Annotated in this window: 22 protein-coding genes; 9 read left to right on the top strand and 13 right to left on the bottom strand. The window is 61.2% G+C overall.

Translation table 11 applies throughout. The features are described 5' to 3' along the window. Positions 1 to 167 precede the first annotated feature (167 nt). From ACZYOF_RS01815 to ACZYOF_RS01755, 13 genes are all read right to left on the bottom strand, one after another. Entirely contained in the window at positions 168 to 1613 is a 1446-nt protein-coding gene (locus ACZYOF_RS01815) for a GntP family permease (RefSeq protein WP_463714593.1), read from the bottom strand. Positions 1614 to 1727: 114 nt separating this feature from the next. Next, positions 1728 to 2744, bottom strand: coding sequence for an urea transporter (yut, locus tag ACZYOF_RS01810; protein WP_130578166.1), 1017 nt, complete (start codon positions 2742 to 2744; stop codon positions 1728 to 1730). Between the two features lie 62 nt (positions 2745 to 2806). After that, entirely contained in the window at positions 2807 to 3757 is a 951-nt protein-coding gene (locus tag ACZYOF_RS01805) for an urease accessory protein UreD (RefSeq protein WP_463714592.1), read from the bottom strand. After that, on the bottom strand, positions 3754 to 4398 hold the full coding sequence (gene ureG, locus ACZYOF_RS01800; RefSeq protein ID WP_130578168.1) for an urease accessory protein UreG: 645 nt from the start codon (positions 4396 to 4398) through the stop codon (positions 3754 to 3756). Before ureG ends, ACZYOF_RS01805 begins: the two co-directional genes overlap by 4 nt. A gap of 18 nt (positions 4399 to 4416) precedes the next feature. Continuing rightward, complete coding sequence (locus ACZYOF_RS01795) at positions 4417 to 5202, bottom strand: urease accessory protein UreF (protein WP_463714591.1); 786 nt, start codon at positions 5200 to 5202, stop codon at positions 4417 to 4419. Then, positions 5120 to 5812: an urease accessory protein UreE gene (locus tag ACZYOF_RS01790; protein ID WP_282529354.1), complete on the bottom strand. Its 693-nt coding sequence runs from the start codon at positions 5810 to 5812 to the stop codon at positions 5120 to 5122. The genes ACZYOF_RS01795 and ACZYOF_RS01790 overlap by 83 nt, the downstream gene beginning before the upstream one ends. A gap of 10 nt (positions 5813 to 5822) precedes the next feature. After that, positions 5823 to 7544 (bottom strand): urease subunit alpha, encoded by a 1722-nt coding sequence (locus ACZYOF_RS01785; RefSeq protein WP_282529353.1) that lies wholly within the window; start codon positions 7542 to 7544, stop codon positions 5823 to 5825. Between the two features lie 40 nt (positions 7545 to 7584). After that, positions 7585 to 8022, bottom strand: coding sequence for an urease subunit beta (locus ACZYOF_RS01780; protein WP_463714590.1), 438 nt, complete (start codon positions 8020 to 8022; stop codon positions 7585 to 7587). Positions 8023 to 8041: 19 nt separating this feature from the next. Beyond that, a complete protein-coding gene (locus ACZYOF_RS01775; RefSeq protein WP_130578173.1) occupies positions 8042 to 8344 on the bottom strand; it encodes an urease subunit gamma in 303 nt (100 codons plus the stop codon). Between the two features lie 306 nt (positions 8345 to 8650). Beyond that, positions 8651 to 9286, bottom strand: a complete 636-nt coding sequence (locus ACZYOF_RS01770; RefSeq protein WP_463714589.1) for a response regulator transcription factor — start codon at positions 9284 to 9286, stop codon at positions 8651 to 8653. 205 nt (positions 9287 to 9491) lie between these two features. Continuing rightward, positions 9492 to 10112: a response regulator gene (locus ACZYOF_RS01765; protein ID WP_463714588.1), complete on the bottom strand. Its 621-nt coding sequence runs from the start codon at positions 10110 to 10112 to the stop codon at positions 9492 to 9494. A gap of 72 nt (positions 10113 to 10184) precedes the next feature. Further along, positions 10185 to 11393 carry a sensor histidine kinase gene (locus tag ACZYOF_RS01760; RefSeq protein WP_463714587.1) on the bottom strand — a complete coding sequence of 403 codons (1209 nt, stop codon included), beginning with the start codon at positions 11391 to 11393 and terminating at the stop codon, positions 10185 to 10187. A gap of 248 nt (positions 11394 to 11641) precedes the next feature. Further along, positions 11642 to 12355 (bottom strand): Bax inhibitor-1/YccA family protein, encoded by a 714-nt coding sequence (locus ACZYOF_RS01755; protein ID WP_463714586.1) that lies wholly within the window; start codon positions 12353 to 12355, stop codon positions 11642 to 11644. 334 nt (positions 12356 to 12689) lie between these two features. Between ACZYOF_RS01755 and ACZYOF_RS01750 the strand changes: the two genes are divergently transcribed. The 9 genes from ACZYOF_RS01750 (at position 12690) to ACZYOF_RS01710 (ending at position 21881) form a co-directional block, all read left to right on the top strand. Continuing rightward, entirely contained in the window at positions 12690 to 12935 is a 246-nt protein-coding gene (locus ACZYOF_RS01750; RefSeq protein WP_394565260.1) for a hypothetical protein, read from the top strand. Between the two features lie 114 nt (positions 12936 to 13049). Next, complete coding sequence (locus ACZYOF_RS01745) at positions 13050 to 13640, top strand: hypothetical protein (protein ID WP_463714585.1); 591 nt, start codon at positions 13050 to 13052, stop codon at positions 13638 to 13640. Beyond that, on the top strand, positions 13591 to 14130 hold the full coding sequence (locus tag ACZYOF_RS01740) for a DUF992 domain-containing protein (protein ID WP_463714584.1): 540 nt from the start codon (positions 13591 to 13593) through the stop codon (positions 14128 to 14130). Before ACZYOF_RS01745 ends, ACZYOF_RS01740 begins: the two co-directional genes overlap by 50 nt. Positions 14131 to 14335: 205 nt before the next feature. After that, complete coding sequence (locus ACZYOF_RS01735) at positions 14336 to 15406, top strand: HlyD family secretion protein (RefSeq protein WP_463714583.1); 1071 nt, start codon at positions 14336 to 14338, stop codon at positions 15404 to 15406. Then, positions 15403 to 18189 carry a ribosome-associated ATPase/putative transporter RbbA gene (rbbA, locus tag ACZYOF_RS01730; protein WP_463714582.1) on the top strand — a complete coding sequence of 929 codons (2787 nt, stop codon included), beginning with the start codon at positions 15403 to 15405 and terminating at the stop codon, positions 18187 to 18189. The genes ACZYOF_RS01735 and rbbA overlap by 4 nt, the downstream gene beginning before the upstream one ends. A gap of 2 nt (positions 18190 to 18191) precedes the next feature. Continuing rightward, positions 18192 to 19304, top strand: coding sequence for an ABC transporter permease (locus ACZYOF_RS01725; protein WP_463714581.1), 1113 nt, complete (start codon positions 18192 to 18194; stop codon positions 19302 to 19304). Positions 19305 to 19713: 409 nt separating this feature from the next. After that, positions 19714 to 19836 (top strand): hypothetical protein, encoded by a 123-nt coding sequence (locus ACZYOF_RS01720; protein ID WP_463714580.1) that lies wholly within the window; start codon positions 19714 to 19716, stop codon positions 19834 to 19836. Continuing rightward, on the top strand, positions 19833 to 20930 hold the full coding sequence (locus ACZYOF_RS01715; protein ID WP_463714579.1) for a transporter substrate-binding domain-containing protein: 1098 nt from the start codon (positions 19833 to 19835) through the stop codon (positions 20928 to 20930). Before ACZYOF_RS01720 ends, ACZYOF_RS01715 begins: the two co-directional genes overlap by 4 nt. Before the next feature lie 180 nt (positions 20931 to 21110). Continuing rightward, a complete protein-coding gene (locus tag ACZYOF_RS01710) occupies positions 21111 to 21881 on the top strand; it encodes a Crp/Fnr family transcriptional regulator (protein ID WP_463714578.1) in 771 nt (256 codons plus the stop codon). The last annotated feature ends 147 nt before the right edge of the window (positions 21882 to 22028 follow it).

Here is a 22028-nt window from a genome sequence, read left to right as displayed (position 1 = left end):
GCCGCGCTTGAGCACGCGCCGAAGAAAGATCGTCACAGGCGCGCGAATCGGACGAGTGTCGCAGGCGACGAAAGTCGCTCAGGCAATCCGCGATGCGCGAGGTGCATGAGCCTGCGCTGATCGGCCCGGGCCAGCTCGATCGGCCAAGTTAGCGGTGATCTCAGCCGTCAAAACGATCCAAAAACCGAACCCAGTATCAAGACGGCAACAAGTGCGATAATGCAACTGACGATCACGGTCATCACCATGTCGAGATAGCTTTCACGGTGAGTCAGACCACTGATCTGCAATAGCAGCAACACCGTGCCGTTGTGGGGGAGGGCGTCGAGGGTACCCGCGCTCATCGTTGTTATGCGATGCATCAATTCGGTATCGATGTGATGCTCCGTGCCAAGACGCAAGAAGTCGTCGCCAAATGCATTGAGCACAATTGCCATACCGCCAGAAGCAGTACCGGTCAGCCCCGCCAGCACATTCATAGAGACGGCTAATGAAACCAGCGGTCCTCCAGAAATCGAGAATACCGCATCGCGAACCGTCGCAAATGCCGGCAACGCGGCAACCACTGCGCCGAATCCGACAAGACTAGCGATCATCAACATTGGCAAGGCCGCGGAATTCGCCCCGGCGTCGAGACTTTCGCGCAAGGATGGCAAACGACGGAGGTTGATGAGAAGGACCGTCAAGTTTGCCGCCGCGAGAGCCACGACAACTGACCAGACGCCGGACACGGCCCCGATCGTAGTACCGCCCCACTCGGGCTCGGACAGGAACGAAAAATCGAGGCGCGGGAATACGACAAGCGACATCAAGAAATTCGTGAGGATAACGACGATGAGGGGCAGTACGGCCAGGGCGAAGGGAGGCACATTCTCGGCCTGCTTGCCGTGCGGCAACTCGGCCGGGTCGAAGTCGCCCGCCGGCGCCGCTTGCTCGCGAACCATCTCGTCAACGACAGGAGTGGTATCCGCCTCGCCTCCGTAACCTTCGCCAGCCTTGCGCGCGGCAGCCTCGGCCCGGCCGAGCCACCACATGCCGAAGGCGAAGATGATAGCGGATGCGATGATACTCAGCCCGGGGGCCGCGAAGGTGGTAGTGCCGAAGTACGGCATCGGAATGGCGTTGTTGACCGAGGGGGTTCCCGGCATCACTGACATGGTGAACGTGAATGCACCGAGGCCGACCGTTGCCGGCAACAAGCGGCGCGGGATGTTCGCGGCCCGGAACATCTCGTGAGCCATGGGCGCCAGCACAAAAAATGCGACGAACACACTCACGCCGCCGTAGGTCACAATAGCCGAGGCGATCACCACCGCGAGCATCGCGCGGCTGGCTCCCAACTTGTTGGTCAAATACTGCGCGATGGAGCTGATCGAACCGCTGTCGCCCATAAGCTTTCCGAACAACCCGCCTAGCAGAAACATGGGGAACCACTGCGCGACGAACCGCGCCGCTCCGGCCATGAACGTCTGCGTCCAGTGCGCGAGCAGCGGTTCGCCCGAGAATACGGCCGCGATGAGCGCCGCCAGCGGAGAGACCAGCAGAACACTCACTCCACGGTACGCGAGCCACATGAGCAGGGCTAAACCAAGCAATATCCCAATGAGTCCCATGGCTCAGGCCTCCCTCAGCAACGACTTGAGATCTGCGATTCGATGACGTTGGTGCTTGTCCGCGCGCACTGCCAAACTCCGGTCGCCCATGCAGGCTCTCCCAAAAGTGCTGATCTAGGTTGTACGCGCTTTCACGACATCGCCAGCGCCAGCCGCAGTCGGCTCGAAGCATTGGCGCGGAAGAAGGAAGATCCATGTGACGAGCACAAAAGGCGCGGTCAGCGCGGGGATGGCGAACGGCGTCAACGCAACGTTCAGCGCCGCTTGTGCGATGACGGTGAACAGCGTGCCCAGCATGGCGTAGATCGCGACTCGCCAGCTCGGTCGGTAGAACACGGTACCCAGCGCGATCGCGGTCAGTACCGGGCTGAAGCCGAGAAGCCCGCCAGTGATCAGGTCGCTTTCAGCGCCGAAAAGATGGGCCACCAGGACTGCCAGTATCGCGCCGGCGAGAGCGAACGCGGCGGCAGTCAATGAGTTCACGGCCAGGCCAGCGAGCAGCAGCAGGGCCGCCACAGCACTCGCCTTCAGGAAGACCTGTGAGATGCTTTGAAGCACGCCCTGGAAGAGGTCGATGAGCTTGAGCGGGCTGGCCTCATAGGGTTGAAAGGCGGTGATGACGTTGCCGGACGGCAGCGCAGTCCCTACGAGACCGGAAAAACCATACGTAGCCAACAAGAGGAGCCACGTCGTCAGCACGAATGGAAACGTGAGGCTGGATACACCCCAGGGCTTGACGGCGTTGGCAGTCCCGAGCATCACGATGACCGAAACCGACGCTCCCAGCACCACATACACCCACATGAGCGCGCTCGGCGATAAAAATGTCGCCAACGCGAGACCGACAAGGACGGCGTTGTATCCATAGAGCCCGGAATAGAGCGGCTCGTTATCGACGTGAAGCCATTGCGCCGTTAGGTTTGCCACGACGACCGCGACGATCCCCGCAATTGCCACTCGGGGTACGCCGGCCGCGTATGAACCCCAGGCGATCGCGGCCAGAAAGAGAATCCCGGTCAGCGGGTTGTTCTGAAACATAACTTGTCCGATGCTGCGCAAATTGATGTCCAAGAACCGCAATGCACCTGACGATGCGGAGAGGTGTTCCCACTTTGCCAAGATCGTTTCCATTGCAGCCTCCTTGAACGTGTCGGCACCGGCTGTTGGAGATCATCTGTTGGCGCCGTCGATCCCTATCGCCATAGATAAGGCGGAGGTAGCGCTGCGCCGATGACCTCCTTGCGTACCAGTCCCCAGAACTCCCGTACTTTGGCTTTCACCTGCGCGGTTTCACGGCCCAGCACCTTGAAGATCAGGCCGGCATCATTGGGCAGATGACAGGCGCCGAACGCCACGCCTTCCGCGAGGTTCACATCGGCTTCCGCACGCTCGTGGATGCGTTCTGCCTTGTCCTTGGGTGCGCACAGGATCACGTTGGCGAACACATCAAAGGAGTTCATCACGCCAGTTTGCCGCATCAGATATCGGCGCGGCTCGATCACCAGCTTCTCTGCGAACAAGGGGCGACCATCGGGCCGCGTGGCCGACGTTGATATCGACAATACGGTTGCTCCGAAGCACTCGTCCGGACGATGGTGCTTGCGGCCGGGTTGAATGATTTCCGAAAACAGCAGTGTGGCCGACGGCGCCACGCAGATCTGTGTGTCGCTGAGAAACCGCGAGTGCCGGTGCGGGATCACGGGATCCGGAAGAAACTCCAGGTATGCTTCATCGGCAAGCGTGATAGTCTGGCTCTGCGCCGCATAGTTGGCGTCCATCGCGTGAATCTTGGTTGCCGATTGCGAGGTGAGGTGTGCCTGCGCGCGCGGACCAAGGGTGATATCAAGAGCGAGCCTGTCTCCCTGCAGCACGCAGCCCGTGGTGGTGATTAGGAACACGCAGGCCATATCAGGCATTTCTTCATCGCAATGCAGCGCGCGCTGCACCATGTACGGCGCCCGCCGCTGCAAGTTCGCCAGGATCGTTTGGCCGGAGCGGTGCTCGAAGCCGAGACGTAGGAGACCTGTCTTGCCGACACTGCCACTCCTCATCTGCGGCGGTTCATCCTGGAACGGAGCGAATTCCGGCATCGATGCGCCGAGCGCTTCGGCGCGGGCCCAGGGAGGGAAGGCCGCCGGTATCATGCTGGCCGCCGTGCCCGCGGATTGATATCGAACAGAAACTCCCGTTCGATCAGCGCAACCAACTCCGGAATGCCTTCCCCCGTCTTGCAGTTCGTGAACAGGAACGGCTTTCTGCCGCGCATCATCTGTGAATCCTGTTTCATCACCTCAAGGCTGGCCCCGACATAGGGTGCAAGATCGGTCTTGTTGATGACCAGGATGTCGGAATACGTGATCCCGGGTCCGTTCTTGCGCGGGATCTTGTCGCCCGCGGCGACGTCGATCACATATATGAAATAGTCCACCAACGCCGGCGAGAAGGTCAGCGTCAGATTATCGCCTCCGCTTTCGATCAGCACGACGTCGCTATCCGGAAAGCGCCGTTCCATATCCTCGACCGCGGCGAGGTTCATGCTTGGGTCTTCGCGCACCGCGGTATGAGGGCAGGCACCAGTCTCCACGCCGAGGATGCGTTCCTGGAGCAGAACGCCCTTGAGGGTACGCTGAACGTGCTTGGCGTCTTCGGTCGTCACCACATCATTGGTAATGATGAGCACCTTGATGCCGAGATCCAGCAAGCGCGGTGTAATGGCTTCCACGATCGCGGTCTTGCCTGACCCGACCGGGCCGCCGATGCCGATGCGCGTGATACTTTTCGACATTCCAAGCTCCATTCAACGTCAGTTCATGAACAGGCGCACATGCGCTCTGGTGTGGACGGCGGCCAGAATTTCCGTCAAAGGCGCAAAGCCTGCCATGTCCGACAGTCGAGCCGCCGCGGCGGTCGCGTACATCTCGTCTAATTGCCCGGTGAGCTCGTAGAGAATCTTCTGCGTCTCGATGTGGCTGACCTTCATCAGTCGCAAGGCCGCGCCGAGGATCGTTGTTGCAACGCCATACTGGTGCACGACAAACGCTTGGTAGGCAGTCAGATTCTGTACGGCGAAACTAATCGCCAATGCGATGGGATAACAACCGGGAGTAACAGACGTCTCGATGCATTCACGCCATCTGCAAAGCAGCGGCGCGCCCACAACCTCAACCCCCATCTCCGTGAACTTCTTGCCCATGCGAACCGACATTGTTCGCGCTTCGTCGGAAAGCTTGCGCGCGTATACCTGCGCATCGATTCGGGCGAGGGTGTCGACCTCTCCGGCAGTTGCGGCGCGATGCGCGGCGATCAGCGCGATGCAGTCTCCGCGCGCCGCCTGCTCTACCGCGGTGCGCGCGAACGCTCGAAGTGTAGCCGCGTTGGTGACGACGCCCTCCTGAACGGCGGATTCCAGGCCGGAAGAAAACGAGAAGCCGCCGATGGGGAACATCGAGTCACCAAACTGCAGCATCCGCGAGAGAAAAGCGGCGCTCCTCGACGCATCGACACGGTCATTCTCGGTGGTCACGCGCAGAACCGGCCGTTGCCGGCGATGTTTGTCCGTGAGCGGCGGCTCCCGGATGGGAGTGGGCATGCGTCGGCGGATGTCCGTACGCGCGTCCGGTCTCCGCCTCGACGCCGGCATAGCTCTCGTGCGTGTGTGAATGCACTGGCCCTTCCGCGCCACCGAAAAGCCGACGGGATTCATGCGGAGCGAGGTAGGGAACGACCTCTCGTCCGGCTACGAATTCGTATCGGATTCCGTCAAAACGGTGGGTATTCATGACGGACGTCATCACCTTGCGATCGACCGTCAGCGGGACATAGACGCGGTTGTCCTTGACCAATGCCGGCCAATGCTGGTTGCCCATGGCATGGCCCAGTTCGACGCATGTGCGCATTGCCATCTCGGGCGCGAGGCTCGTTAGACCGTCGAGGTGCACGATCATCACGTCACGCAGCTCGATTCGAGCGACGAGTGCCGAGAGCGCCTGGGCATTCCAGAGCAGCACGTCCCCATCGTGGATGTGTGTGCCGCGGTCGATAGAGACTGCAACCTCCGCGCCTTTTGTGGTCGTCTTGCGGAAGCGGGTCTTCTGCGCCTCCCACTGGTCGATCTCGATCAGATCTATATCGGCGCCAGACAGCCGCCCAGCCCATTCGGGATCGCCGATATTGCCCAGAACGGTTTTGATGAGGATCATCGCGCATTCCTCAACTGAAAAAATACTTCTGATTTAGCGAGACCGTCGTCAAAGGCTGCACGGTCGCGTGCTTTCCGTCGACGGTCACGGCGAAGGTTTCCGGACTGACCTCAATTTTAGGCGTGCCGGTATTTCGAACCATGTCGCGCTTGCCGATCTTGCGCACATTTCTCACCGGCATCACCTGTCGGCGGAGCCCCAGCCGCTCCTTGATCCCGGCAGCATGCGCGGCGCCGGAGACGAATGTGATGCAGTTGGCCGGCAACGCATCACCGTAGGCACCGAACATGGGCCGATAGTAGGTGGGCTGCGGGGTCGGCAGCGACGCGTTTGGGTCGCCCATCACTGCCCAGCTAATGAAGCCGTTCTTGATGACGATCTTGGGCTTTGCACCGAAGAACGCGGGCTCCCACAGGACGAGGTCGGCGATCTTGCCCACCTCGACCGAGCCCAGCACGTCGGCAATACCGTGCGTGATCGCCGGGTTGATCGTGATCTTTGCCACGTAGCGCAGCACCCGGAAATTATCGTTGCCCGGCGCGTCCTCCGGCAGCTTGCCGCGCCCGGTCTTCATCGCATCGGCGGTTTGGATACAACGCAGCCAGCATTCGCCGATGCGTCCCATGGCCTGCGAATCGCTCGAAAACATCGAGATCACGCCGAGATCCTGGAGGACGTTTTCTGCAGCGATGGTCTCGGCGCGGATACGGCTTTCGGTGAATGCCACATCGGACGGGATGTCCGGGCTGAGGTGGTGACACACCATGATCATGTCATACAGCTCCGCCTGCGAATTGATGCCGTAGGGGAGCGTGGGGTTGGTCGAAGATGGCAGGACGTTGGGAAGGCCGGCGATCTTGATGATATCAGGCGCATGGCCGCCGCCGGACCCTTCGGTATGGAACGAATGGACCGTCCGCCCCTCAAACGCTTCGATCGAATCGTCGACGAAGCCGGATTCGTTGAGCGTATCGGTATGGATGCATACTTGGGTGTCCGTCTCGTCAGCGACGGTGAGCGCGGACCGAAGCACCGCTGGGGTGGTGCCCCAGTCTTCGTGACATTTGACGCCAACCGCGCCTGCTTCGATCTGCTCAACCAGAGCCGCTTTGCCGTGTCCGTGCCCCTTGCCGAGAATGCCGACATTGAGCGGCCAGTTTTCGAACGCGCGTAACATCATGCTGATGTTGCCAGGCCCCGACGTGACCGTCGTCGCGTTGGAGCCGTCCGAAGGACCGGTGCCGCCACCGATCAAAGTCGTGGTGCCGTTTGAGAGCGCGGCCTGCGCCTGCTGCGGAGAAATGAAGTGAATATGTGTGTCGATCCCGGCGGCCGTCAGGATGAGATGTGAGCCCGAGATAGCGTCGGTCGCCAGGCCGACCTCCAGGCCGGGCGTGACGCGATCCATCGTCTGCGGATTGCCGGCCTTGCCGATTGCACAGATGCGGCCATCCTTGATGCCCACATCCGCTTTCACGACGCCCAGCACAGCGTCGATCACGGTCACGTTGGTGATCACGAGGTCGGGAGCGCCAGCCGCCCGCGTCACCTGATTATCCATGCCCATGCCTTCACGCATGCTCTTGCCGCCGCCGAAGACGATTTCGTCGCCGGCGCCGCCGCGCAGGTCGCGCTCGATTTCAACGAACAGGCCGGTATCGCCCAAGCGGATGCGATCACCCGTCGTCGGGCCGAAAAGGCCGACATATTCTTGCCGAGACATGGTAGGCATGGTGGCCCTCGTTCAAGAGATTTGCGTTTCACGCCTTCATTTATGAGGAACGAAAGCCTCGCTTCGCCGCCTGCGCCACCGCCCTGGATTTGACTGTGGCGGCGTCACGGCCGGCGGTGGGACCATCGACGAGATTGTTGAAGCCATAAACGGCGCGCATGCCCCCATAGGGGACGAGTTGAACCTCGCGTTCGTCGCCGGGCTCGAACCGCGTTGCCGTTGATGATGGGATATTGAGGTGAAGCCCGAACGCCGCTGCACGATCGAATTCCAGCTCACGATTGACTTCGAAAAAATGGAAGTGAGATCCAACCTGTACCGGCCGATCTCCCGCATTGCGCACCTTGAGCGTCGTCACCGGGCGATCGGCATCGAATGTGATCGCTGCCGAACTGCACACGTAACCGCCGACCGGCACGTTCGCCGTCGCCGGGTCGACATGGGCGGCGACAACGGGGCCCGTTTTTGGTCCAGCCATGTTGACCTCCTGTAGGCATTCACTGGATCGGCGTATGCACCGTTACCAAGCGGCTGCCGTCGGTGAACACCGCCTCGATCTGCACCATTGGAATAAGATCGGCGACGCCGTCCATCACATCAGCCTTGGTCAGGACGGTACGCGCCTCGTTGGTGACGTCCTCGATCGTCTTCCCGGCACGCGCGCCATCAAGGGCGACCGCCGATATGATAGCAACGGCTTCTGGATAGTTGAGCTTGAGGCCCTTGGCTCTTCGCTTTAGTGCAACGTCAGCGACCATGTAGACGAGCAGCTTATCGAACTCCCTCGGAGTTAGCTGCATGTGATCCTCCCGAGCCGTGACTGCCTTACCGGGAAAAGCGGGTGCGCGAGTAGACAGCGCGCGAGCAGATAGTTTGGCTGGCCGCCCCAGTTGTGACCGTTGTGAGCATTGTTCCCAGCATTAGGGCGGGCGCACTTGGACGTGTCAATCAGGGTTCTCCGCGGTCTGTTGCCGGAAATGACCTGATGGATTGACCGTCGCGCGCGGGCGTTTCGTTTTTGCCGACGACGCTGACGGCTCTTCAGGCGCTACCCTCGACGTTGGGCGCCTAACCCCGCGCGGATTGCCCCTGGACTACCTGGGCCGTCATGGCGCCACCAGCTTCTTGCGAATCGCATAGCGAACCAGGTCGGCCGTGGATGACATGCCAAGCTTGCGCATGGCCGACGCCCGATGGGTTTCGACAGTTTTCACGCTTAGCTTCAATATGGAACTGATGGCCTTGTTGGTATGTCCCTCTGCAATCAACTGCACGACGTTCTGCTCCCGCGATGTGAGGAGCGCGCTGGACTTGTTCTGTTTGTTGAGCTGGTAGTCGGTTAGCAATTTCTCCAACACGACGCTGGTAAAGTAAGGTCGGCCGTCGAGCAGAGCTTCGATTGCCGAAATGAGATGCTTCCTGGCGTCCGATTTGAGCAGGAAGCCACGCACCCCAGTCAAAAGGGCCTCGGTCAGAATCTCCTCATTCTCGTGCATGGTGAGAATCAACACTTCCGAACGCAGGCGAAGCGTCTTGACGCGGCGGCTGACTTCCAGTCCGTTCACGAGCGGCATGGAATAGTCGGCGATGATGATGTCCGGTCTCGTTTCCAACGCCAATGCGATCGCCTGCTCGCCGTCGGGCGCTTCCGCAGTAACAATCCAATTGGAGCGCGTTTCAACGATCGCGCGAAGCCCGGAACGTACGACTTCATGATCATCCGCAATCAGGATGCGTTTCACGGCGTCGTTCCTATGCGTTGGAACGGTCGATAGCGATAGCCGACAGCGAGGTCAGAATCATACTGATTGGCTTTCCGGCAGTTATCCCGCAAAACCCTAGGATTTCGCGGGGAATATACCGAGGTCAGCTTCGCCTCCGGGGTTCATGGTAGAAGAAGCTGGAACGGCGGAAGATCAAGCACCGGATCGACAGCGCCTCAGTGCGTCATGCTTCCAGCAGCCGGGCACGAACCGCGTAGCGAACCAGATCGGCCGTCGAGTGGATGTCCAGCTTGCGCATCGCGGCGGCCCGGTGCGCTTCGGCGGTTTTGACGCTGAGGTTCAGGATCGCGCCAATGCTTTTGTTGCTGTAGCCCTCCGCAATCAGCTTGACCACCAACCTGTCCCGCGGCGAGAGCCTGTCCCGATCTCCGGTCGAGACCTCGTTCAAGTCAGGCGAACAGCTCTCGGTGCAAAATGGCTTATGCGCCAGAAGCGACTCAACCGCCGCCAACAACAGCCTGTTGGCATCCGATTTCAATACGAATGCCCGGGCGCCTGCCTCGAATGCCTGCTGCGCCAGCAGGCTGGAGTTGTGCACCGTGAAGATCAATACCTCGGTCGGCAGACGATATTCCTTGATCCGCCGCGCGACCTCCACTCCCGTCATGCGCGGCATGGAGAAATCGACGATTGCGACATGGGGTTGGTTCGCGATCGCCTCGGCAAGGGCCTTGCTGCCGTCGTTCGCCTCAGCAACGACTTCCCAGTCGGCACGTTGTTCCAGAACCGCTCGCAGGCCCGACCGCACCGCTTCATGATCGTCGGCGATAAGAAAGCGCTTCATGGCAGGACAACTCCAACTCGTATCGGATCGCATGGCTCGGCCGGCGCCAGCGAGGCGAGTTCGGCTGCACGACTAGTGGACCCGTTTGCGCGGACCATGATGGCGGGAACGGCCTTTGGCCGGCTGCGTCTTCCCGGTCACCGCACCGCGCGGAAACACCGCGGATAGTGTCGTGCCGGGACGCCCCGTTCCCGGTCCGGAGCGGATATCGAGGGTGCCTCCGATCTGCTGCAGTCTAACCTTCATCGCAGGAATTCCGACGCCGGGCGGCCCTGCTATCGCTCCGCCGAGGGCCTGGCCGAGCGGCATGCCGCGCCCATTGTCGCTGACCCTCAGCCGGAAGTGGTCATCGGTCGCCTCGATCGCGATCTCGACTTCCGTCGCTTTCGCGTGACGAAAGACGTTCGTCAGCGCCTCCTGAACCACCCGCAGCAGCGAGCGCTGCGTTTCGTAAGGTACGCGATCGATCTCGGGCGAGATGCTGGCATCGACTCTCAACGATGTGCGCGCCGCGAACCCTTCCGCATATCTCTCTATTGCCGCCTTCAACCCGGCAACCGTTAGATTTTGCGGATGCAGCAGGTAGGCAAAGGCCCGGATTTCCTTGATCGCCTGATCGATCGACGCATCGATATCGTCGCAAAGCCGCTCGGCATTGGTCGGTTCACTTAAGCTGTTCCGCATCCGCATAATCCCGAGGCTCGCGGCAATCAAATGCTGGCAAGTCGAGTCGTGGAGGTCGGAGGCAATGCGCTGCTGCATGTCTTCCTGAATGGATACCAGCGTGGCGCCCATGCTCGCACCACCGTCCGAAATCGTTCCAAAGTCTTGGGAGGACGCTCCTTCCAGCACGCGATGGCTACCGATAAAGGTGGCAATGCAGCCGGTTACGGGATCGCAGATTGGCGCAACGATCGTCTCGACAGTTCGTCGGGATACTCTGAGGGCGAGCCGATGCCGGATCCGGACCTCGGCACCTCTCGCGCGACAAGCATCAAGCGCCTCGTGAACGGACCTGGCATCCTGCTTCCCCATACAGTCGCAAACCGCCATCCCTCGGATGTCTTCCGAGGCGATCCCAACAAGCGATTCGAACGCCGGGTTTATATCTTCATAAACAAAGCGCCCTTCGGATGAAGGGCGCATCACAAAGAGAAGGTCGGAGGCTAGCTTCCAGTACAGCCGATCGCTTGCGCTTGCTGCGCCAATGCCTGACCATCCCTCCGCATTGGTTCGATCCGACCCGTACGTGGGAGCACCATGTTGCTTCACGGCACGCACTCGCTTTCCACGCGACTCTCGATAGTGAGAGCCACCCCTTGCCTCGGCCAATCTCCCTGACCCGATCGGATATCCCAACCACACCATACACCGTCAGGTAGAAGAACGCCATTGACGTTGAGCAATCTTTAGGCGGGAACTCGCGAATTCTTGTAACACGCGCGCGAGCTCCGACGCGGAGCCTCTTCGTGCACTGCCATTCGTGACCTTGGCACTAACCGCATATCGCCTTTGGAAATGCCTGAGGTCTAGCGCCGAGTGCCCGCAAGGCGCAGCATCATCATGAACAGATTGATGAAATTGAGGTAGAGCGACAACGCGGCGATTACCGACTTGCGGCCTGCGGAAGTCTCATCATCCCCAGAGTCGTACATCGCCTTGATACGCTGGGTGTCATAGGCAGTCAGGCCGGCAAGGATGCCGACGCCCACGATCGAGATCAGCCAGTCAAGTCCACTCGAACGCAGGAAGAGGTTGACCAGGCTTGCGACGATGATTCCGATCAACCCCATGAACAGGAAGGTGCCCAGTCCGGATAGGTCACGCCTGGTGGTGTACCCAAAGATGCTAAGCGCCCCGAACGTTGCGGCTGCGATGAAGAACACGCGCGTGATCGAGGAACTGGTGTAGATGTGGAGCAAGGTCGACAGCGACACGCCGACCAGGGCTGCATAGACAAAGAACAACCAGCGTGCGGTCGTTGCCGACAGCGTATGGATGCGTGCACTGATGAAGAAGACCAGAGCCAGCGGCGCCAGGATGAAGATCCACATCAGCGGACTCTGCAGTAACGCGGGACCGGTGAACTGATAAGTCAGCCAGGCCACAAGGGCGGTGAGGCCGACACCGGCGGCCATGTAGTTGTAGATGCGCAACATGTAGTTGCGGAGGCCGGCATCGACCGCAATGGCATCGCTGCCGATCGCGCCGGAGGTGACTGCATTCTCGTCATAATTGGACATGGCTTATCTCCTCGCGGTCGCGCCGAGCACGGGATGGGCAAGCCTATGATGATGGCCACCATGCGGGATATCAGATGATCACCCGATTTCCGGGGGCGGGAACTACGCTGTTTCGGCGCGTTGGCGCCTTCCTTTGGAGGCATGCCTTGTGTTACCAGAGGTTGCCGCTCGCTGGCTTATCAAGCGCAGTTTCTGCCGCCCGTTCCTACATAGAATCCCGGATGTGCGAGCGGCAAAGTCGCCGATAGGATCGTAGTCATCGGCTGGCCGGCATTCCGCATTCCGTGCCGCCTTTAGCGCTTGCGCTATCCCCGATGGGAACATGGAGGCGAGCATGAACATCCGACTCGTATTCGGCGCTCTGATCGTCGGCGTGGTTGCAGCCATTGCAGCGCCGCCAAGCCCGTCCGTGGCCCAATCGACTGACCAAGGCGCGGCTGCGCCAAAGAGCGCAGCGCCGAATACAAATATGAACCCGCACAAGCATCGCTATTGGCGCCACCGCGGCGGACGGCATCCGCATTTCGGCAGCAGGCGCCTTCGCACCGATGCGCCTGCAGGGCGGCCGTCGGCCAATTGAGCCGCTTTTGCCGGCCTGCTGCCTGGTGCGGCGGGCCAATCCGCTCACGTAATTTGAGCGATCGATGACTGATCGAGGCAGTACAGGAACGAATCCGACGGCGGTGGATGTTCGATGAGCGAGACTGACGGGCAGCGGAGCGAGGGTGCGCACCCCTCGACGGTTTCGGGAAGAGCCAATTTCGCCTGGCAGCGGTTACCCTATGTCGTCGCCCTCGTGCTCGCCATCGCAGGCGTCGGCTATACCAATATCTCGCATCAGCCGCTCGTGGGCTATTGGGAGTTCCTGGCGCTTGCCATTGCCGTGGTCTGCGTCGTCACCAAATGGTCCGAGCTCGACACCAAGCAGGCTCAGTTTCGGTTGCTCTGGACCCAGGCGCTTCATTGGGTGGCCGTCCTGGTCACGATGAACATCATGCTTGTCTCCGGCGTTCAACAGTTGCTCCCCACGCCGGCAACCAGCCTGGTGCTTCTGACACTATTGGCGCTCGGCACCTTCCTTGCGGGCCTCAGTCTTTTGTCGCCGCAGATCTGCTTCCTCGGCATCGCCATGGGCGCCGCAGTTCCGGCGCTCTCCTGGCTGAAACAGTCGGTGATCTTCTTTCTCCTTGCGGCCGTATTCCTGGTCGGCATCGGCATGACCTTTTGGCTTAGCTATGGCCGCGCGGCCGCACCTCACAACACCGAAGATCAAGTCGAGGCCTGAAAATGCAGACGATACGGTTGCTTTGCGCTTTGTGCGTTTTCGCTTCAATCTCCGCCGTCGCAACGCCCCCGCGCAAGCCGAGATATTCAGGGTCGGCCGGCTGTTGTGTTCCAGCAGCCCGCGGATCGGATTTCTTGTTGGATCGACGCAGTCACTACGTTGCGTATTCTACCGGCGAGGTTCGGCGCAACGCTACATTTACGCTGGGCGGATAAGGCGTGTCGGTCTTGACCTCGGCGTCACCGGAAGTGGCGTTCTATCCTGGGCGGTCTTTGCCAAGAACTCGCGGATTGGTCCCGGCACCATGCGCGGGAGCTATGTGGGGGCCAGCGCCAATGTTGCGCTGGGTCCCGGCTTTGGCGCCAACGCTCTGATCGGCGGATCGCGCCGAAGCGTCGTGCTGCAGCCGCTTTCCGTCGAGCGCGCGATCGGCGTCAATCTCGCGGCGACGGTGACCCATTTGACCCTTGGCGAAAGGGGGCGGCGATAACGCATCCCCGACAGTTCCTGCCTAAACAATTCGGAACATTGCCGACCTTTGGCTCAGGGTTTCGTCGGATATCGGCGTTGGAGGGCGGAGGGCTACGATCAGCCTTACTGCGACTGTCGGCTGGCTTGGCTGCTTCGTGCTCGGCGCACCGCATAACAGGGCAATGGACCCTGTGTCCGAGCGTGATGGATGAGGTCCGTGGGCAATGACCAAAGGCCGAAACCGCTGGCTGATCGTCCTGCTCGCCGTGCTTCTGGCCGCAGGTGGCTACTATGCCTGGCAGAAGCTTTCGAGCGACAATCTCCCGCCGGGCATCGCCAGCGGCAACGGCCGCATCGAGGCTGTCGAAATCGATATTGCAACCAAGACGCCGGGACGCATCCAGGAGATCCTGGTCAGAGAGGGGGATTTTGTCACGGTAGGACAGGTGCTCGCGCGCATGGACACGACGCAGCTACATGCGCAGCTCCGTCAAGCCGAAGCGCAGTTGCGCCGCGCGATCATCAGCGTCGACACCGCCAAGAGTCTCGTCGCGCAGCGAGAAGCCGAGAGGAAATCCGCTACCGCGGTGATTGCGCAGCGTAATGCTGAATTGGATACGGCGGACCGAAAGCTGCAGCGATCCGAGCAATTGATCAAGACCAACGCCGTGCCTCAGCAGGTGCTCGACGACGACCGGGCGGCCGCCGAAGGGGCGAAGGCCGCGGTGGCGGCCGCCGAGGCTCAGCGTGCGGCGGCGGAGGCCGCCATCAGTTCCACCCGGGCGCAAGTGGTCGACGCCGAAGCATCCATCGACGCGGCAAGGGCCGCCATCGAGAGCATCAAGGCCGACATCAACGACAGCATCCTGATAACACCGCGCGATGGGCGCGTGCAGTTTCGCGTGGCGCAGCCGGGCGAAGTCCTTGCCGCCGGCGGTCGTGTGCTCAATCTCGTCGACCTCGGCGACGTCTACATGACCTTCTTCCTGCCCACGGCGCAGGCCGGACGCGTCGCAATCGGCGCAGATGTCCGCATCGTGCTGGATGCCGCCCCCCAATATGTCATTCCCGCCAAGGCGAGCTTCGTCGCAAACGTTGCGCAGTTCACGCCCAAGACGGTGGAAACGGAGGAGGAGCGTCAAAAGCTCATGTTTCGGATCAGGGCGCATATCTCGCCGGACTTGCTGCGCAGACACATCGAACAGGTCAAGACCGGCCTTCCAGGCAGGGCCTTTGTCCAGCTCGACCCGAAAGCCGAGTGGCCGGCGAACCTTACCGAAAAGCTGGTACAATGAACGATCCGTCGACCGCAGAGCAAGCCCGTCCACCGGCGCCAGTGATACGCTTGGATGCGGTCGAGCTGTCCTACGGCACGACGCGCGCACTTGGTGGCATCACGCTCGACATTCCCACCGGGCGCATGGTCGGGTTGATCGGACCTGACGGCGTTGGGAAATCCAGCCTGCTCTCCCTTGTCTCCGGCGCTCGGGCCGTACAGCAGGGACGCGTCCATGTGCTCGGCGGCGATATGACCGATGCTGCGCACCGGAGGCTGACGTGCCCGCAGATCGCCTACATGCCACAAGGTCTCGGCAAGAACCTCTATCCGACGCTGTCGGTGTTCGAGAATGTCGACTTCTTCGGCCGCCTGTTCGGCCACGACAAGAGTGAACGCGAGCAGAGGATCGATCAGCTCCTGAAAGGCACGGGGCTTACGCCTTTCGCGGATCGGCCAGCAGGCAAGCTGTCGGGCGGCATGAAGCAGAAGCTCGGCCTTTGCTGCGCGCTGATTCATGATCCCGACCTCCTGATCCTGGATGAGCCGACCACCGGTGTCGACCCGCTCTCGCGCCGCCAGTTCTGGGAACTGATCGACGAGATCCGCCAAAGCCATCCGGGCATGAGCGTCGTTGTCGCCACCGCCTATATGGAGGAGGCGGCGCGTTTCGACTGGCTGGTTGCCATGAACGAAGGCCGGGTGCTCGCCACCGGCGCGCCTGCGGACCTGCTGCGGCAGACCGGTGCTGATAATCTCGATGCCGCCTTCATTGCGCTGCTCCCGGAGGAGGAGCGGCGGGAGCACAGGGAAGTGGTGATCCCGCCTCGCGGAAGCGAACATGCCGACGACATCGCCATCGAGGCCGAGCAGCTTACCGTGAGGTTCGGCGATTTCACCGCCGTCGACAATGTGAGCTTCCGCATTGCCCGCGGCGAAATCTTCGGCTTTCTCGGCTCAAACGGCTGCGGCAAGACCACGACCATGAAGGTGCTGACCGGATTGTTGCCGGCCAGCGAAGGCATCGCGAGATTATTCGGCCATGAGGTCGATCCGAGCGACATGGATGTCCGGCGCCGCGTCGGCTACATGTCGCAGGCCTTCTCGCTCTATTCCGAATTGACGATCCGGCAGAACCTCGAGCTGCATGCGCGGCTGTTCCGGCTTGCCCCTGACACCATCGAGGGGCGTGTCCAGGAGATGGCACAGCGGTTCGACCTCGTCGACGTCATCGATGCGTTGCCCGATGCGTTGCCGCTTGGGGTCCGCCAGCGCCTCTCACTCGCGGTAGCGATGATTCATGCGCCCGACATCCTGATTCTCGACGAGCCGACATCCGGCGTCGATCCGGTGGCGCGCGACGGCTTTTGGCAAATCCTGTCCGAGCTATCCCGCAGGGACGACGTCACGATCTTCGTCTCGACCCATTTCATGAACGAAGCCGAGCGCTGCGACCGCATCTCGCTGATGCATGCAGGCAGGGTGCTGGTCAGCGACACGCCGGCCAGGCTTGCCGAGCAGCGCGGCGGCGGCAGTCTCGAGGAGGCCTTCGTCGCCTATCTGCAGGACGCGATCGGCAGGACGGACGCCAAGCTGCCGGCCGCCGTACCGGCCGTAGTGAGCGAAGCCGGGCCGGGCGACCAAGCCGCCGCGGCACACCACCGACTCATGCGCTTCTTCGACCTGCGGCGCGTATTCGCCTACACCCACCGGGAGGCGCTCGAGCTGCGGCGCGACCCGATCCGTGCCACGCTGGCCGTTCTCGGCAGTCTCATTCTGATGTTCGTGATGGGCTACGGCATCAACATGGACGTCGAGAATCTATCCTTCGCCGTCATGGACCGCGACGAAACCGGGATTAGCCGCGACTACGTCCTGCAGATATCCGGATCGCGCTTTTTCACCGAATTGCCAGCGATCACCGACTACGACGATCTCGACAACCGCATGCGCAGCGGTGAGCTGAGCCTGGCGCTCGAGATTCCGCCGGGGTTCGGGCGCGACGTGGCGCGCGGCAGGAACGTCCAGATCGGCGCGTGGATCGACGGCGCCATGCCGTCGCGCGCAGAGACCGTGAGGGGTTATGTGCAGGCGATGCATGCCCACTGGCTGACCGAGCGCGCCAGACTGCTCTATGGCAACGCCGCGGCGTCGGGCGATTTCCAGCTTGAGATACGTTATCGCTACAACCCTGACCTCAAGAGCATCGTGGCGATGGCTCCCGCCGTGATCCCGATCCTCCTGTTGATCATACCTGCGATATTGGCGACGCTGAGCGTCGTGCGCGAAAAGGAGCTCGGATCGATCATCAATTTCTACGTAACGCCGGTAACACGGCTTGAATTTCTCGTCGGCAAGCAGCTTCCCTATGTGGCGCTCGCCATGCTGAATTTCTTCCTGTTGACCGCCTTTGCCGTGTTCGTCTTCCGCGTTCCATTCACGGGCAGTTTCCCGGCCTTCACCGGCGCAGCGCTTCTCTACGTCATTATCACGACGGCGATGGGGCTTGTGATATCAGCGTTCATGAGCAGCCAGATCGCCGCGATCTTCGCGACTGCGCTGCTGACGATGATTCCTGCTACCCAGTATTCGGGCCTGGTCGATCCGGTGTCGTCCCTCCAGGGAGCCGGCGCCGTCATCGGGCGAATCTACCCGACCGCACATTTCGTCACCATCACGCGCGGCACTTTCTCGAAAGGGCTCGATTTCGGCGACCTGTCGGGCGAGTTCGTTGCGCTGCTCGTGACCATCCCGGTGCTGTTCGGTCTTGGCGTGGTGCTCTTGAGGAAACAGGCGAGCTAGACATGCATATCGCCAACGTCGTTCAGCTCGGCATCAAGGAACTGCGGGGCCTTCTCCGCGATCCGATGCTGATGATCCTGATCGTCTATGCCTTCACGATCTCCATCTATACCGCTTCCAGGTCGCAGCCCGAGACCTTGAACCAGGCTGCGCTCGCCATCGTCGACGAGGACAACTCGCCGGCATCGACGCGCATCATCACGGCGTTCAATCCACCCTATTTCACGATACCGCGCCTGATTTCGCAGTCGGACGTGAACCCCCGCATGGATGCGGGTCTCGACACCTTCGCGCTCAACATTCCGCCGAACTTCCAGCGCGACCTTCTGGCTCAGCGATCGCCGGCCATCCAGCTCAACGTGGATGCGACCCGCATGTCGCAGGCCTTCACCGGGGGCGGCCATATCCAGACGATCGTGAACGAGGAGGTCGGCGAGTTTCTGGCCCGCTATCGATCGGCCGCGCCTCTCCCGATCGAGCTCGCCCTGCGCGCGCGCTTCAACCCCGAGCTCAACAAAGGCTGGTTCGGCGCCATCAATAACGTTATCTCCTCCATCACCATGCTGTCGATCATCCTGACCGGAGCCGCGCTGATCCGCGAGCGCGAGCACGGCACCATCGAGCACCTGCTCGTCATGCCGGTGACGCCCTTCCAGATCATGGCGAGCAAGATCTGGTCGATGGGCCTTGTCGTGCTTCTCGCCGCCAGCGTGTCACTCGTGTTCGTGGTACAGGGATTGCTGTCGGTCCGGATCGGAGGCTCGATCCCGCTGTTCCTGTTCGGCACCGCCCTCTACGTCTTCGCCATGACCAGCTTGGGCATCTTTCTGGCGACGGTCGGTGGGACCATGCCGCAGTTTGGTCTCCTGATGATGCTGGTGCTGATGCCGCTGCAGATGTTGTCAGGGGCCACGACGCCGCGGGAGAGCATGCCCGAGGTCATCCAGAACATCATGCTCGCCGCACCCAACACCCACTTTGTCATCCTCGCGCAGGCCGTGCTGTTCCGCGGCGCAGGGTTCGACGTGGTCTGGCCGCAGATCGCCGCGCTGCTGGTGATCGGAGCGATCTTGTTCGGATTCTCCCTCTGGCGATTCAGACAGTTCTTGCGATAGCGAAGCAGCTTCGGCGCATTGCCAACGTCGCAATTGGAGAGCAACCGCGCCTCACGACATGGGCGGGCTGTGGGCAGACCAGTCGAACTGAGAAGCCCCGCCAATCCATATCAACCCGGGCGGATATTGGGGGCCGTACCGCAACGCTTGTCGCTGGAATGGCTGCCCTCCGGGTTACTGGCGGGGGCCGTGCGGGCGCTGCGGCGACACGCCTTGCCACGGCCGGTTGCCAGGCGGCGGCTGGAAATAGGCCGGGCTGAGGCCTGCCAAACGGGGCGGATCGTAATTTGTTCTGAGTGGCGCGCCAAATTGCCATCATTCTAGTAAGAATTGCACGGTCGGATTTGCGCGGATCTTCTTGGGTTCCGACATTCGGGGGCGGGAGAAGCCAAGGCGTGCGGCGAATCCGGTGGAGTTCGAAAATGAATTCGCGCCACTTCACCCGATCACCTCGTCGGCTTGGGCGGGCAGCGTCGCTGCTGCGGTGAGCGTGCAGAGCGGCGAGATCGGCATCGTCAAGGCGTACCAGTGATTTTGTCGCTTCGATCGGTCCTGATATCTTTTTTATCGCTGGCGATCCTTGCGCTCGTCTGCGGCGCGGTCTGCGCGCAAGGCATAGCCCCCGACAAGGAATTGGTGGTGGCGACCAAGGAAGCCCCGCCTTTCGCGATGAAGCAGCCGGATGGGAGCTGGGGCGGTATCAGCATTGAGCTCTGGAAGAGGATAGCTGATCGCGCGCATCTGAAGTTTCGCCTGGTTGAGACCGAGAATGTGCAGGACCTGCTTGATGGCGTCGCGAAAGGCGCCTTCGACGCCGGCGTCGCAGCCGTGACTGTGACCGCTGCGCGTGCACGCAATGTCGATTTTTCTCAACCTTTCTACAACACCGGGCTCGGGATTGCGGTGCCGATCAATGAGAGCCCCTGGGTCTCTATCGGGCGGGCGCTGCTCTCTTTCGGCTTCTTTCAGGCTGTAGGTCTGCTGCTTGGTCTTGCGATGGTGGTGGGCTTCATCATTTGGCTGCTGGAGCGCCGGAAGACGGAACATTTCGGCGGAGGCGCCAAGGGGCTCGGCTCCAGCTTCTGGTGGTCGACCATTGCCATGACGCAGGCGGGAGCTGCCGCGAACGCGCCAGCGACGCTCCCCGGGCGGATCGTCGCGACCGGGTGGATGATCGCTTCCGTCATCGCGATAGCCGTGTTCACCGCCGGCATCACCTCCACCCTTACGCGCAGAGAACTGCAAGGCGCCGTTCACAGCTTCAACGACCTGCGATCCGTGCGCGTCGGCGCCGTCGCGAACTCTCCGACAAGCGACTACCTCACGCGCCAGCAGCTTCCCTTCCGGGCATTCCCGGACGCTCAAAGCGGCCTATCCGCATTGAGCCGCGGTCAGATCGATGCCTTCGTGCATGACAAGCCGCTCCTGGCCTGGATCGTTCGCAACGACTTCTCAGGCGCGATCCGAGTCGTCGACACCAGCTTCGGCAGCGAGAGATATGCGATCGTCCTGCCGAAAGGCAGCGCCTTGCGGCCGATGCTCGATCTTGCCGTGCTCGATCAAATCGAAAGCGATCGGTGGCAACAGACACTGTTCCTTGCTCTTGGAAACGCCCGGTCGCCCTGATGATCCCATCGGCTTTCGGCGAACTCAAATCCAGCACGGCGACAATTGTCGGTACTGTCGTAAGGTTGTTCGCACGCATGGGTGGTATGCGGTCGTTCCTCGGAACAGAACTCCGGTGATGGCGTTCGCAACGTCAGGGCTGGGTACTTTGGCCGAAAGTGGCAGAAAGACCCGGGAGGCATGGCCGACGAACTTGGGGAAGCCTATCCTGGCAACCGGTTGTTGCGGGCGCTTATGCTCGCGCGCCTCGAATCCATTTTGCCGCATCTCGAACCGGTGAATCTGCGACAGCACCAAGTCCTTTTTCGCGCCGGCGCACCGATCGATCACCTCTACTTCATAGATCGAGGCTTGGTTTCTCGCGTCAAGGCCATGGAGGATGGTCGAGTTGTCGAGATCGGAGCTGTCGGAAACGAAGGCGTCGTCGGACTTTTCGCTATCCATGGAATCCGGGGCGCGATGTGGGAATATGCCGTCCGGATTCCGGGAATGGCGCTTCGCATCGATCGCGACACGTTCGAGCGGAAGATCACGCAAGCTGGTGAAGCTTCGGCCCTTCTGCGCCGGTACAGCAGTCTGGTTGTCGATGCATTCTCGCAGATCGCCGCATGCAACCGCCTGCACTCGCTTCGGCAGCGCTGCTGCCACTGGCTTCTGGTTGCGCACGACAGCGCTGGCTCGGACAGTTTTCCTCTCACGCACGAGTTGCTCGCCCTGACGCTTGGAGTTCAGCGCTCCGGCGTATCGATCGCAGCCAATTCCCTGCAGAAGGCCGGCTTGATTCACTATAGGCACGGTCGAGTGAATATCCTCGGCCGTGCACGCCTCGAAACGGAGGCCTGCGAATGCTACGCGGCGACGCGTAGACAATTCGATGCACTATTTACGGATACGCGGCGCACGCGACGGACAGCGCGACAATTTGCTGCAGTTTCCGCGCGCATCGGTTGATTAACCAAGTCCCACGGAAGCATTTCTGGGTTGCCTCTTCGAGCAGAAGTCTGTCCGAAATCGAACAGACTTCACGAGTCCCACGGTGTCACGCTTGCGAATCGCAGGCTTGGGGATTCGAATGCTTGCTTCATCACGACGAGAGAT

The organism is Bradyrhizobium sp. LeoA1Lang (genome assembly GCF_055413685.1).
Note: the sequence above shows the minus strand (reverse complement) of the source record. Positions and strands in the feature narration are given on the sequence as shown.

Coding starts and splice junctions, on each gene's coding strand:
- ACZYOF_RS01790 (WP_282529354.1), bottom strand. CDS start 5,812: ATGATCCTCATCAAAACCGTTCTGGGCAATATCGGCGATCCCGAATGG.
- ACZYOF_RS01735 (WP_463714583.1), top strand. CDS start 14,336: ATGACCAAAGGCCGAAACCGCTGGCTGATCGTCCTGCTCGCCGTGCTT.
- ACZYOF_RS01795 (WP_463714591.1), bottom strand. CDS start 5,202: ATGCCCACTCCCATCCGGGAGCCGCCGCTCACGGACAAACATCGCCGG.
- ACZYOF_RS01750 (WP_394565260.1), top strand. CDS start 12,690: ATGAACATCCGACTCGTATTCGGCGCTCTGATCGTCGGCGTGGTTGCA.
- ACZYOF_RS01745 (WP_463714585.1), top strand. CDS start 13,050: ATGAGCGAGACTGACGGGCAGCGGAGCGAGGGTGCGCACCCCTCGACG.
- ACZYOF_RS01815 (WP_463714593.1), bottom strand. CDS start 1,613: ATGGGACTCATTGGGATATTGCTTGGTTTAGCCCTGCTCATGTGGCTC.
- rbbA (WP_463714582.1), top strand. CDS start 15,403: ATGAACGATCCGTCGACCGCAGAGCAAGCCCGTCCACCGGCGCCAGTG.
- ureG (WP_130578168.1), bottom strand. CDS start 4,398: ATGTCGAAAAGTATCACGCGCATCGGCATCGGCGGCCCGGTCGGGTCA.
- yut (WP_130578166.1), bottom strand. CDS start 2,744: ATGGAAACGATCTTGGCAAAGTGGGAACACCTCTCCGCATCGTCAGGT.
- ACZYOF_RS01710 (WP_463714578.1), top strand. CDS start 21,111: ATGGCCGACGAACTTGGGGAAGCCTATCCTGGCAACCGGTTGTTGCGG.
- ACZYOF_RS01740 (WP_463714584.1), top strand. CDS start 13,591: ATGGCCGCGCGGCCGCACCTCACAACACCGAAGATCAAGTCGAGGCCT.
- ACZYOF_RS01785 (WP_282529353.1), bottom strand. CDS start 7,544: ATGCCTACCATGTCTCGGCAAGAATATGTCGGCCTTTTCGGCCCGACG.
- ACZYOF_RS01755 (WP_463714586.1), bottom strand. CDS start 12,355: ATGTCCAATTATGACGAGAATGCAGTCACCTCCGGCGCGATCGGCAGC.
- ACZYOF_RS01805 (WP_463714592.1), bottom strand. CDS start 3,757: ATGATACCGGCGGCCTTCCCTCCCTGGGCCCGCGCCGAAGCGCTCGGC.
- ACZYOF_RS01765 (WP_463714588.1), bottom strand. CDS start 10,112: ATGAAGCGCTTTCTTATCGCCGACGATCATGAAGCGGTGCGGTCGGGC.
- ACZYOF_RS01725 (WP_463714581.1), top strand. CDS start 18,192: ATGCATATCGCCAACGTCGTTCAGCTCGGCATCAAGGAACTGCGGGGC.
- ACZYOF_RS01780 (WP_463714590.1), bottom strand. CDS start 8,022: ATGGCTGGACCAAAAACGGGCCCCGTTGTCGCCGCCCATGTCGACCCG.
- ACZYOF_RS01775 (WP_130578173.1), bottom strand. CDS start 8,344: ATGCAGCTAACTCCGAGGGAGTTCGATAAGCTGCTCGTCTACATGGTC.